9 protein-coding genes are annotated in these 12635 nt (G+C 70.0%); 6 read left to right on the top strand and 3 right to left on the bottom strand.

The window, feature by feature from the left end; translation table 11 throughout:
- Positions 1-426: 426 nt before the first annotated feature.
- From GGQ63_RS21590 to GGQ63_RS21580, 3 genes are all read left to right on the top strand, one after another.
- Entirely contained in the window at positions 427-1302 is an 876-nt protein-coding gene (locus GGQ63_RS21590; RefSeq protein ID WP_183858697.1) for an outer membrane protein assembly factor BamD, read from the top strand.
- Between the two features lie 18 nt (positions 1303-1320).
- Positions 1321-2994, top strand: coding sequence for a DNA repair protein RecN (gene recN, locus GGQ63_RS21585; protein ID WP_183858696.1), 1674 nt, complete (start codon positions 1321-1323; stop codon positions 2992-2994).
- Positions 2995-3155: 161 nt separating this feature from the next.
- Positions 3156-4409 carry a multidrug effflux MFS transporter gene (locus tag GGQ63_RS21580; RefSeq protein ID WP_183858695.1) on the top strand — a complete coding sequence of 418 codons (1254 nt, stop codon included), beginning with the start codon at positions 3156-3158 and terminating at the stop codon, positions 4407-4409.
- On the opposite strand, the gene GGQ63_RS21575 is transcribed toward GGQ63_RS21580, so the two are convergent.
- A complete protein-coding gene (locus GGQ63_RS21575; RefSeq protein WP_343061248.1) occupies positions 4410-5822 on the bottom strand; it encodes a helix-turn-helix domain-containing protein in 1413 nt (470 codons plus the stop codon). It lies immediately after the preceding gene.
- 165 nt (positions 5823-5987) lie between these two features.
- Here GGQ63_RS21575 and aceA point away from each other — a divergent pair, with 165 nt between their 5' ends.
- The 3 genes from aceA to ligA all read left to right on the top strand — a co-directional run bounded on the left by aceA (position 5988) and on the right by ligA (position 9707).
- A complete protein-coding gene (aceA, locus tag GGQ63_RS21570) occupies positions 5988-7274 on the top strand; it encodes an isocitrate lyase (RefSeq protein ID WP_183858694.1) in 1287 nt (428 codons plus the stop codon).
- A gap of 11 nt (positions 7275-7285) precedes the next feature.
- A complete protein-coding gene (locus GGQ63_RS21565) occupies positions 7286-7483 on the top strand; it encodes a DUF4170 domain-containing protein (RefSeq protein ID WP_183858693.1) in 198 nt (65 codons plus the stop codon).
- Positions 7484-7607: 124 nt separating this feature from the next.
- Entirely contained in the window at positions 7608-9707 is a 2100-nt protein-coding gene (gene ligA / locus GGQ63_RS21560) for an NAD-dependent DNA ligase LigA (protein ID WP_183858692.1), read from the top strand.
- Positions 9708-9811: 104 nt separating this feature from the next.
- Here the strand turns inward: ligA and GGQ63_RS21555 are convergent, their stop codons facing one another.
- A complete protein-coding gene (locus GGQ63_RS21555) occupies positions 9812-10468 on the bottom strand; it encodes a PRC-barrel domain-containing protein (RefSeq protein ID WP_183858691.1) in 657 nt (218 codons plus the stop codon).
- Positions 10469-10599: 131 nt separating this feature from the next.
- Positions 10600-12456: an aminopeptidase P family protein gene (locus tag GGQ63_RS21550; protein WP_183858690.1), complete on the bottom strand. Its 1857-nt coding sequence runs from the start codon at positions 12454-12456 to the stop codon at positions 10600-10602.
- Between the last annotated feature and the right edge of the window lie 179 nt (positions 12457-12635).

The raw sequence follows: 12635 nt of genomic DNA, 5'->3' as shown, positions 1-12635 counted from the left end.
AGGTCGGCACCGTCGGTTCCGCCCCCTCTCCCGCTCGCGGGAGAGGGCTTCGCATTGGCGAGCGAAGCGAGCCTGGATGCGAAGGGTGAGGGTGCCCCTTCCTTTTTCGCGGGCGGTGAGCGGCACCTTCACGCCAGGACGGCGCGTCCTTCGGCGGTGCGCGACTCGGATCCTCCCGGTGCGGGCAGGGCCGACCGGACCGTGTCCCCGCTGTTCCGGCCGCCCGCCGGGGCTGTGGCCTTTCTCGCGATTTCCCGAACATTCCGCCCACCTCGCGGCGCATGAGGCGTCCCGCCGCGGTCCTGCCACGAAATTGCACCAATGGCTTGCCAGCCCTTGTGGCGTCCGCGCGCCGTTTCGGCTAAGAAACGGCTCCGTTCTTCCCGCTTTGGAGAGGCGAGCGTGCCCAGCCGCGCTCGAGTGTCGATGAACGAAGCAGATCTCTACACGCCCGCCTCGGTCGCCGCGTATCGGCGGGTGGGAGCGATCGCGCTTCGCGCCGCGGTGCTCTCCTCCTTCCTCGCGCTCGCCGGCTGCCTCGGCTTCGGCGGCGACAAGGAGCCCGAACCCGAGCCGGAGACGGCCGCGGGCGAGCTCTACAATCAGGGTCTCGCCTATATGGAGAAGGGCAAGACCAAGGACGCGATCGGCCGCTTCGAGGAGGTCGACCGTCAGCATCCCTATTCCGAATGGGCGAAGAAGGCGATGATCATGACCGCCTACGCCCATTTCAAGCGCGGCGACCATGCCGAGACGATCACTGCGGCCAAGCGCTATCTGACGCTCTACCCCTCGGGCGCCGACGCGGCGTACGCACAGTACATGATCGGCGAATCCTATTTCCGCCAGATCCCGGAAATCACGCGCGACCAGAAGGCGACGCGCGAGGCGATGGCCGCCATGCAGGAGGTCATCAACCGCTATCCGGATTCGGAGTATGTCGACGACGCCCGCGACAAGATCATCAAGACGCGCGACCAACTCGCCGGCAAGGAGATGCAGGTCGGTCGCTACTATCTCGAGCGGCGCGAATACATCGCGGCGGTGAACCGCTTCAAGGTGGTGATCACCGAATACAGCGACACCCGGCACGCCGAGGAGGCGCTCTATCGCCTGACCGAGTCCTATCTGTCGATGGGCATCGTTCCCGAGGCGCAGACCGCCGCGGCGGTGCTCGGCCACAACTTCCCCGACAGCCCCTGGTATAAGGACGCCTTCACGCTCCTGCAGACCGGCGGCGTCGCGCCGCAGGAGAACAAGGGCTCCTGGATCTCCAAGGCATTCCAGAAGGTGGTCGGCTGAGGCCGGCGTCGGCAGGCCATGCTCCAGACGCTGTCGATCCGTGACATCGTCCTGATCGACCGGCTCGAGATCGACTTCGCGCGCGGTCTCACCGTGCTGACCGGTGAGACCGGCGCGGGCAAGTCGATCCTCCTCGACGCCCTCGCTCTCGCGCTGGGCGGCCGCGGCGACGGGGCGCTCGTGCGCCATGGTGCGGCGCAGGGGCAGGTGACGGCGCTGTTCGAACTGCCGGCGGGGCATCCGGCCCGCTTCTTCCTCGCGAACAACGCCATCGAGGCCGAGGACGCGCTGATCCTGCGCCGTGTCCAGACCGCCGACGGCCGCACGCGCGCCTTCGTCAACGACCAGCCGGTGAGCGTCGCCTTGATGCGCGATCTCGGCGCGCTGCTCGTCGAAATCCACGGCCAGCACGATGATCGGGCGCTCGTCGACGGTGCGGTGCACCGCCGGCTGCTCGACGCCTTCGGCGGTCTGGAAACGGAGGTTGCCGGCGTCGCCGCCGCGCACCGGGCGTGGCGGGCGGTCGAGACGGAGCTTTCGGCGCTGCGGCGTCGCATCGCCAATGCCCGCTCGGAGGGCGACTATCTGCGCGCCTCGGTCGACGAGCTCGGCCGCCTCGGTCCGCGCGCCGGCGAGGAGGGCGAGCTCGCCGAGCGGCGTCATGGGATGATGCAGGCGGAGCGGATCGCCGGCGAACTGTCGGAAGCGCACGACACCCTCTCCGGCAACGCCTCGCCCGTGCCGACACTCGCGAGCCTGGCGCGCCGGCTGGAGCGCAAGCGCGGCGAGGCGGGCGGCCTGCTCGACGGCGTCGTCGAGGCGATCGACGGCGCGATCGATTCGCTCGAGGCCGCCGAGCAATTGCTCGCCGCCGCGCTCAGGGCCGCCGATTTCGATCCGAAGGAACTGGAGCGGACGGAGGAGCGGCTGTTCGCGCTGCGTGCCGCGGCGCGCAAGCACGACGTTCCGGTCGAGGAGCTCGGCGCGCTCCGCGACCGGATGGCCGCCGATCTCGCGGCGCTCGATTCCGGCGAGGAGCGGCTTGCCGCGCTCGAAACGGCGGCGGACACCGCCCGGCGCAGCTATGACGGCCGGGCCGCGGCCCTCTCGCAGCAACGCCGCGTCGCGGCCCGGGCGCTCGAGGAGCGGGTCGCCACGGAGCTGCCTGCCCTGAAGCTCGAACGGGCCGCCTTCATCGTCGCCATCGCGAGCGACGACGAGGCGCGGACCGAGGAGGGCATCGACGCCGTCGACTTCCACGTCCGTACCAATCCCGGCACGCGGCCGGGGCCGATGATGAAGGTGGCATCGGGCGGCGAGTTGTCGCGCTTCCTGCTCGCCCTCAAGGTGGCGCTCGCCGATCGAGGCTCGGCGCCGACCCTCGTTTTCGACGAGATCGACACCGGCGTCGGCGGTGCCGTGGCGGAGGCGATCGGCCGCCGGCTCGCCCGCCTCGCCGAGCGCGTGCAGGTGCTCTCGGTCACCCACGCGCCGCAGGTCGCGGCCCGGGCGGCCTCGCATTTCCTGATCGCCAAGGAAGGCGTCGAGGGCGAGGATCGCGTCTCGACCCGTGTCGCGCCGCTCGATCCCGCCCGCCGCCGCGAGGAGATCGCCCGCATGCTCGCCGGCGCGGTCGTGACCGACGAGGCCCGCGCCGCCGCCGAACGGCTGCTCGTCGGCGCAGAGGGCTGAAGGCCGCGCCCGGTTCGCAACCTTCCGCCGATTGTCAGGTTGCCTTTCGATCGAGGGCGGTGCACAAGGAACCGCAGAGCAGCCAGACCATCCCGTGGGGTGACGACCGCGCCGATCCATCGCGATCGGGCTCGCGCCCGTTTTTCCGAACCGAGACGCCCATGTCCAGTGTCACCCGAGAGGGCGCGCGCGCCGGCGAACCGTCCTTCGTCGAGTTCGTGGCGCTGATCGCGCTGATGATGTCGCTCGCCGCGATGTCGATCGACAATCTCCTGCCGGCCTTCGGCTATATCGCGAGCGATTTCCGGCTCGCCGATCCGAACCGCGCCCAGCTCGTCGTGGCCGTCTATATGATCGGCTTCGGCCTGATGCAGCTCGTCTACGGCCCGCTCTCCGATATCATCGGCCGCCGTCCGTCCGTGCTGCTCGGTCTCGCCATCTATGCCGTCGGCAGCCTGATGGCGGTCTTCGTCGGCAGCTTCGAGGCCGTGCTCGTCGCCCGCTTCGTCCAGGGCATGGGCGTCGCTTCCGTGCGCGTGCTCGCCCCGGCGATCGTGCGCGATCGCTTCGACGGCCGCGAGATGGCGCGCGTGATGTCGTTCAGCATGATGATCTTCCTGATCATCCCGATCGTCGCCCCCTCGCTCGGCGCGGTGACCCTCCTGTTCGGCTCGTGGCACCTGATCTTCCTGTCGATGCTGGCGCTCTGCCTCATCATCGCGGTGTGGTTCTCGCTGCGCATGCCGGAGACGCTCGCGCCGGAGCGGCGGCTGCCCTTCTCCGTCCGCGGCATCCTCGACGGCATGAAGCTCTGCCTCACCAACCGCGTCGCCTTCGGCTATTCGACGGCGATGGCGCTGATGATGGGCGCGCTGATGGGCTATATCTCCTCGGCGCAGCAGATCTTCGAGACCGACGTCTACGCGCTCGGCCCGATCTTCACGGCGGTGTTCGGCGCCATCGCCGCTTTGATGGCGGTCGCCTCCTTCCTCAATGCGCGCCTGGTGCGCCAGCTCGGCATGCGCCGGATCTCGCACACGGGGATCATCGGCTTCGCAATCTTCGGTCTCATCCAGGTCCTGCTCGCCCTCGTCTTCGACGGCAAGCCGCCTTTCCTGCTCTTCGCCGCGGCGCTCGCCGCGAACCAGTTCCTGTTCGCGCTCACGGTCGGCAATTTCAGCGCCATGTCGATGGAGCCGCTCGGCCGCGTGGCGGGCACCGCCTCGTCCTTCATCGGCTTCTATACGACGCTGCTCGGCGCGGCGATCGGCACGGTGGTCGGCCAGGCCTTCGATGGCACGGTACTGCCGCTCGGCCTCGGTTATTTCTTCTGCGGCGCAGCCGGTCTCGCCGTGGTCTGGTGGACGGAGCGATACCGCCTCTTCGTGCCGCACAATCCCGATCCCGCGCGCTGATCAGCGCCGGGCATCGAAGCGGAAGGGCGCGATCCGGCGCGTGTTCTCGTCGAGGATGAGCGGCCGGTTGGCCGGCGGCTCGGCGCGCTGCGCACAGTCCGCCCGCTCGCACAGCCGGCAGGCGATGCCGATCGGCGTCGCGGACCCGAGCCCGTCGGCATAGACGATCCGGGCGGCGTATTTCGCCTCGGCGACGAGGGCGACGGCGAAGCGGCCGGGCCGTGCCGGAAAGGGCAGGGCGGCCGGCGGCAGCATCAGCGCCACCGAGAGGAACTCGCCGCCGTCCGGCAGGGCGAGCCGCTGGGTCAGCGGGACGTCGGGCGAGCGGAAGGCCGCGTGCAGGGTCCACAGCGCGCAGCCGCCGCCCTGCCGGGCGAGTGGGACGCGCCCGGCAGCATAGCGCTTCGAGACATTGCCCGCCTCGTCGATGCGGATCATGAAGAAGGGCACGCCGCGCCGGCTCGGCCGCTGCAGCGTCGTCAGCCTGTGGCAGACCTGCTCGAGGCCGACACCGAAGCGGCGCGCGAGCAGGAGGAGATCGTAGCGCACCGCCTCCGCCGCATCGAGAAAGCGGTCATAGGGCATCATCGTCGCACCGGCGAAATAACTGGCGAGAGAACGCCGCAGCAGACGGACGACGAGCGGGTCCGCCTCGCCGCCGAGCGCGGCGGCGACGGTCCGGTCGATCAGCGCCGAATGCTCGATCAGGCCCGTCTGGAGCGCCGCTTCGAAGACCCGGCCGGAGGGTGTCAGAAGCTCCGAGAGCAGCAGATGGCGGCGATGGCGGTCGAAACGGCGCAGCCCGTCGGTCATGATCTCGGCGGGCAGGACCCTCAGGCGGATGCCGTGCCGCTCGGCGAGGCGGCGGCCGAGCGCGGCGAGCGTGTCGCCCGGGTCGGCGGCGAGATCGGCGGCCAGCGCCGCGCCCTCCGCATCGAGCTCGGCGAAATGATTGTGCGCCGCCTCGATGGCGCTCCGTACCCGCTCGATCGGATCGAAGGCGAAGCCCCGTTCGGCCGCGACCGTCGTATCGGGCCGGTCGCGCGTCGCCTGCCGGTAGGCGGCATAGAGGCGGGCGAGCGCATCGGCGACGGCCGGCGTCTGCTCGATCAGGTCGCGCGCCTCCTGCACCGGAATGGCGAGGTCGCGGAACAGCGGATCGGCGAGCGCCTCCTCGATCTCGCCGCGGATGCGGTCGTCGTCGGCCGGAGCGAGGGCCCGGATGTCGACATCATAGACTTCGGCGAGCCGCAGCATCATCTGCGCCGTCACCGGCCGCTGGTTGCGTTCCATCAGGTTGACATAGCTCGGAGAGACGCCGAGCCCGCCCGCCATGTCGGTCTGGCTGAGGCCGAGTTCGCGTCGCATCCGCCGCAGGCGCGGCCCGAGAAAGAGCTTCTTCTCCTCTGTCACGGCTTTACAGGCTTTCTCCCTCGTATTGTCATGCTATGACATCGTATCTCGATTTCGACTCTGTCAATATTGCACAAGGTCCTGGGTCGCGCCAGTATCGCTCCGTCGGCGCCGCCTCGAGACGAAGCCGGCCTGTCACGATCCCGAAGAGAGGAGCGGGCGATCATGTCCACCTTCGAGCAACTCGTCCCCCACGCCGCCCCCGGGCGGTTCGACGGCATCCGCCGGTCCTATTCGGCCGCCGAGGTGGCACGGCTGCGCGGCTCGGTGCGGGTGGCCCATACGCTCGCCGAGCGCGGTGCCGAACGGCTCTGGCGGCTGCTCGCCGAGGAGCCCTATGTCCACGCGCTCGGCGCCGTCACCGGCAATCAGGCGATGCAGATGGTCCGCGCCGGGCTGAAGGCGATCTATCTCTCCGGCTGGCAGGTGGCGGCGGACGCCAATACGGCGGGTGCGATGTATCCCGATCAGAGCCTCTATCCCGCCAATGCCGGGCCGGAGCTCTGCCGCCGCATCAACCGAACCCTGCAGCGCGCCGACCAGATCGAGCGGGCCGAGGGCGCGGTGTCGCGCGACTGGTTCGCGCCGATCGTCGCCGACGCCGAGGCCGGCTTCGGCGGGCCGCTCAACGCCTTCGAGATCATGAAGGCCTATATCGAGGCCGGCGCGGCGGGCGTCCATTTCGAGGACCAGCTCGCCTCGGAGAAGAAGTGTGGCCATCTCGGCGGCAAGGTGCTGATCCCGACCGCGGCGCACGAGCGCAATCTCGTCGCGGCGCGCCTCGCCGCCGACGTGATGGGCGTCGCGACCCTCGTCGTCGCCCGCACCGATGCCGAATCGGCGCGGCTGATCACCTCCGACATCGACGAGCGCGACCGGCCCTTCATCGAGCCGGGCGAGCGCACGCCGGAAGGCTTCTTCCGGCTGAAGGAGGGGACGGGTCTCGACCATTGCATCGCCCGCGGCCTCGCCTTCGCGCCCTATGCCGACCTGTTGTGGTGGGAGACCTCGCATCCCGATCTCGACGAGGCGCGCACCTTCGCCGAGGCCATCCATCGGCACCATCCCGGCAAGCGCCTCGCCTATAACTGCTCACCGTCATTCAACTGGCGGGCGAAGCTCGATGCCGGCACGATCGCGCGCTTTCAGCGCGAGCTCGGGGCGATGGGCTATCGCTTCCAGTTCGTGACGCTCGCCGGCTTCCACGCGCTCAACCACTCGATGTTCGCGCTGGCGAGCGGCTATCGCGACCGCGGCATGGGCGCCTATTCCGAGCTGCAGCAGGCGGAGTTCGCTGCCGAGGCCGAGGGCTATACGGCGACCCGCCACCAGCGCGAGGTCGGCACCGGCTATTTCGACCAGGTGTCGCTCGCCATCACCGGCGGCCTCGCCTCGACGACCGCCATGGCGGCGTCGACCGAGGCGGCGCAGTTCGTCGCGGCGGCGGAATAGGGGAGGGCGGCATGAGCAGAGCGCGCTTCTGGATCGTCGGCGGCGAATACGCCTCGACGGATTTTACCGACCTCGTCGCGGGGAGTGCCCGGGTGTTCGGACCGTATGGCGAAAGGCGGGCCGCGGAGGATGTCTGGCGCCGCGTTTCGGAGGATTTCCGCAGCCAGTGTCTGGTGCGGTTCACGATCGCGGCCGAAGGCACGGCCTGACCGGGGCGGCGGACCGGTCGCCTTCCGCCCCGATCGCGGCCGGTCCGTCCCTTTGCCCGTCCCTTCGCCCTTGCAGGCGTCGCCCGGCCGCGGCACACCTCTCCTCTCGAAAGGGAGAGACGCCATGACCGAAGGGCGCTTCGCCGAGATCGACGGTCTTTCCGCCGCTGAGGCCGCGGCCGAGCATGCGCGGCTCGCCGCAGAGATCGCCGAGCACGACCGGCGCTATTTCCAGGACGACGCGCCGACCGTCTCGGACGCGGACTACGACGCCCTGCGGCGGCGGCTGCGGGCGCTCGAGGGGCGCTTCCCGGCGCTCGCTGCCGGCGGCCCCTCGGCGAAGGTGGGCGCCGCGCCGGCGCAGCGCTTCGCCAAAGTGGCGCATCGCGTGCCGATGCTGTCGCTCGACAACGCCTTCACCGACGAGGATGTCGTCGAGTTCCTCGACCGCGCCCGCCGCTTCCTGCGCCATGAGGGGCCGCTTCCCTTCACCGCCGAGCCGAAGATCGACGGCCTGTCGCTGTCCCTGCGCTATGAGGGCGGGCGCCTCGTCACCGCGGCGACCCGCGGCGACGGTGCGGAGGGCGAGAACGTCACGCCGAACGCCCGCACCGTCGCGGAGATTCCCGAGCATCTCCCCGAGGGCGTTCCGGAGGTCGTCGAGATCCGCGGCGAGATCTACATGACGCATGCCGACTTCCAGAGCATGAACGCCCGCTTCGCCGAGGAGGGCGCGAAGACCTTCGCCAATCCGCGCAATGCCGCGGCCGGGTCGCTCCGCCAGCTCGATCCGGCGATCACCGCCGCTCGGCCTCTGCATTTCTTCGCCTATGCCTGGGGCGAGATGAGCGCGATGCCGGCCGACACCCAGCTCGGCATGGTCGAGGCGTTCCGCGCCTGGGGCCTGCCGACCAATCCGCGCATGGTGCTGTGCGAGACGGCGGAGGAGGGGCTCGCCTTCTATCGCGGCCTCGAAGCCGACCGCGCCCGGCTCGGCTACGACATCGACGGCGTCGTCTACAAGATCAACGCCCTTGCGCTGCAGAACCGGCTCGGCTTCGTCTCGCGCAGCCCGCGCTGGGCGATCGCCCACAAATTCGCGGCCGAGCGGGCGACCACGGTCGTCAACGCGATCGAGATCCAGGTCGGCCGCACCGGCGCGCTCACCCCGGTCGCAAAGCTCGCGCCGGTAACGGTCGGCGGCGTCGTGGTGCAGAACGCCACGCTGCACAATGAGGACGAGATCCGCCGCAAGGACATCCGGGTCGGCGACACGGTGGTGATCCAGCGCGCCGGCGACGTCATCCCGCAGGTCGTCGCCGTGGTCGTCGAGCAGCGGCCGGAGGGGGCGGCGGAATACGTCTTCCCGACCGTCTGTCCGGTCTGCGGCAGCCATGCCGTGCGCGAGGAGGGCGAGGCGGTCCGCCGCTGCACCGGTGGCCTCGTCTGCCCGGCGCAGGCGGTCGAGCGCATTCGCCATTTCGTCTCGCGCGACGCCTTCGATATCGAGGGCATCGGCGAGAAGCAGGTCCAGGCCTTCTATGAATGGGGGCTCGTCCGCCAGCCGGCCGACATCTTCACCCTCGCACAGCGCGATGCAGCGTCGCTCACCAAGCTCGAGAACCGCGACGGTTTCGGCAAGACGAGCGCTCGCAATCTCTTCGCCGCGATCGAGGCGCGGCGGCACATCGCGGCGAACCGCTTCCTTTACGCTCTCGGCATACGCCATGTCGGCGAGACCAACGCCAAGCGGCTGATGCGGCACTATCCGGACATCGCGGCGCTCGCCGAAGCGGCGCTCGCCGCGCGCACCCCCGAGGAGGAGCCGCCGAAGGGCAACGAGACCTGGCGCGAGATGATCGATGTGGATGGCATCGGCGGCGTCGTCGCGGAGGCGGTGGTCGAGTTTTTCCGCGAGGCGCACAATCGCGAGGCGGTCGAGGCGCTCATCGCCGAGGTCGCAGTCGAGCCGATGGAGCAGGCGGCCTCCGACAGCCCGGTCGCCGGCAAGACGGTGGTCTTCACCGGCTCGCTCGAGCGGATGACGCGCGACGAGGCGAAGGCGATGGCCGAGCGGCTCGGCGCCAAGGTCGCGGGCTCGGTCTCGAAGAAGACCGACCTCGTCGTCGCCGGGCCGGGCGCCGGTTCGAAGCTGAAGCAGGCCGCGGCGCTCGGCATCGAGGTGATCGACGAGAGCGCCTGGTTTGAGCGTGTGGGCGCGTAGCCTGCGGCACCCGAGAACAGGGCTCGCCGGGCCTTATCCGTCTTCCGCAAAGAAAAGGCCCGTCCCCGAGGGGACGGGCCGCCGATGGCGAAAAGGTGCTGGCCTCACATCTGGCCGGCGGGAGCCGTGGTGCCGGTGCCGGTGCCCGTGCCGGTGCTCGCCGGGGCGCTGGTCTCGCTCTCGAGGTCGGCGAGCGTCTTGAACTCGGGGGCGTTCTCGAGCTCTTCCTTGGTCGTCTGCAGCACGAACTTGTTGTTGCCGTCGGCGTCGGTCGTGCGGGAGATCTCGTCGATGTTCACCGCGACGTCCTTCTCGCCGATGCCGAGGAAGCCGCCGACGCCGATCACCACGGCCTTCACCTGACCGCTCTCCTCGGTGACGAGATCGTTGATGTCGCCGATGTTCTCGTCGTTCGGGTCATAGACCGAAGAGCCGACCATATTGGAAGCCAGCCAGTCGGTGGTCGACTGCTGCGTCACGAAGCGTTCGGTCGGCACGGCCGTCGTGGTGGCCGTATCGGTGTCCGTCGTCGCCGGAGCCTGCGCGTCCGTGCCGGGCATCACCTCCGCCGGAGCGGCCGGATCGCCGGCCGCCGGCGGCACAGCCGGATCGGCGGGCGTGGCGGGCGTCGCCGGGGCGGCCGCGGGCGGGGTGTCGGTGGCGGGCGGGGTGGTGGCGTCCTGTGCGAGGACCGGACCCGCGGCGAGCATGGTCGCAAAGGCGGTGGCCGCGAGCAGCTTGCCGGTCAGGATCTTCGTCATGGTTCTCTCCCGTTCTGAACATCAAAGTGTTGCGAGCGGAAAGCTCGGACGAAGAACGGGGGCGCCCCCCGACCGTTCCGATCGAGGGGCACATTCGAGACATATAACCGTGATGGAACGAAAGTCGTCCGTCAGTGTTCGAGGCTCTTGGTCGCTCCTTGGATGGGCTTGGTCGCCTCTTCGAGGAAAGAGGCGTCGTCGCCATTGAGACGCGGCAGCAGCGTTTCTCTAACCCGCTGATGATAGTCGTCGATCCACTGGCGTTCGGCAGGATCGAGCAGTGAGGGTTCGATGAGGCGCCGGTCGAACGGGGCGAGCGTCAGCGTCTCGAAGCCCATCATCGGCCGCTCGCCGCCTTCGACCGCCTCGGGCTCCGTCACGACGATCAGGTTCTCGATCCGGATGCCATAGGCGCCGGCCTTGTAATAGCCGGGCTCGTTCGAGAGCAGCATGCCCGGCTCGAGCGGGACGGTCCCGGCCTTCGAGATGCGCGCCGGCCCCTCGTGCACGGAGAGGAAGGCGCCGACGCCATGGCCCGTGCCATGGTCGAAATCGAGCCCCGCCTGCCAGAGGGCGCGCCGTGCCAGCACGTCGATCTGCGCGCCCGTCGTCCCCTTTGGGAAGCGCGCGGTCGCGACCGCGATATGGCCCTTCAGCACGCGCGTGAAGCGGTCGCGCATTTCGGCCGTCGGCGTGCCGACCGCCACAGTGCGGGTGATGTCGGTGGTGCCGTCGCGATACTGGCCGCCCGAATCGACGAGATAGAGCATGCCCGGCTCGATCCACCGGTTGGTCGCCTCGGTGACGCGGTAGTGGATGATCGCCCCGTTCGGGCCGGCGCCCGAAATGGTGTCGAAGGAGATGTCGGCGAGCGGCGTGCCGTCCGCCGCGCCGGCCTCGGCGCGGAAGCGCTCGAGCGCCTGCGCCGCCGCGATCTCGTCGAGCGTGCCGGTCGGCGCGTTCTTCTCCAGATAGGCGAGGAAACGGGTGACCGCGACGCCGTCCCGGCGATGCGCCGCCCGGGCGCCGGCGAGCTCGGCCGCGTTCTTGCGCGCCCGCGGCACCTGCACCGGATCGGTCCCCTCGACGAGCGTGGCGCCCGCTTCCTCGAGCGCTCGCGCGACGGCCGCCGGTGTCGCCTGCGGGTCGAGGAGCACGCGCCCGCCGGCCCGGCCGATCGCCGCCAGTTCGGCCGCGAGGGCGCTCTCCTCGGCGATCTCGGCGAGATCGGCGAGTTCCGCCCTGACCGCGTTCGAGAGCTTGCGGCCGTCGATGAAGAGCGTCGGCTTGCCCTCCCGGCGCAGGATCGCCGAGGAGAGGGCGACCGGCGTGTGAGGCACGTCGCCGCCGCGGATGTTGAAGGTCCAGGCGATCGAATCGGTCTGCGTCAGCACCGTCGCGTCGACCGCCTTGGCGGCGAGCGCCCCGGCGAGCTCGGCGAGCTTCTCCGCCGCGCTGCGGCCGGCGAGTTCGAGCGGGTGGAGCGCGACCGCGGCAACGGGCGGTGCGGGACGGTCGGTCCAGAGCCGATCGATCGGGTTCTCCTCGACCGGCACGAAGAGGGCCCCCTTCTCGGCGCAGGCCGCCTCGAAACGCCGCATCTGCGCGAGCGTGATCAGGCGCGGGTCGTAGCCGATGCGGTCGCCGGAGGAGAGGCGCGCGGCGAGCCAGATGGCCGGCGGCGTCTCGATCAGGTGCTCGGCGCGGAAGACGGAGAGGTCGGTCTGGTCGCGCACCTGCAGCGTATAGCGGCCGTCGACGAACACCGCCGCTTCGTGGGCGAGCACCAGCGCCGCGCCCGCCGAGCCGGTGAAGCCCGTCAGCCAGGCGAGACGCTCGGCGGAGGCGGGCATGTATTCGCCCTGGTACTCGTCCTCGTGCGGCACGAAATAGCCGGCGAGCCCCTCCTTCGCGATGAAGGCGCGCAGCGCCGCGACGCGTTCGGCGACGGGAGGCGGCGCGGCCGGCGCCTCGAAGGACTGGAACATCAGATTCTCCCTATGGGGGACGGTGGCCTGTGGATTACAGGGAATCGCTCAAACGGCACGGTTTCGGAAACGGAGCGGCAACCGGTCGGGCGCCGGCGGGGCGGCTTTGCGGCAGAATCTTGTGCATTGCAACAATTCCATGATCTTTCTTACGCACATGCAAAAACCGCAGCCCAGCC

Origin of the sequence: Prosthecomicrobium pneumaticum, assembly GCF_014199915.1 — a bacterium.
Classification (GTDB): domain Bacteria; phylum Pseudomonadota; class Alphaproteobacteria; order Rhizobiales; family Kaistiaceae; genus Prosthecomicrobium; species Prosthecomicrobium pneumaticum.
This window is presented reverse-complemented; position numbering and strand designations above follow the sequence as displayed.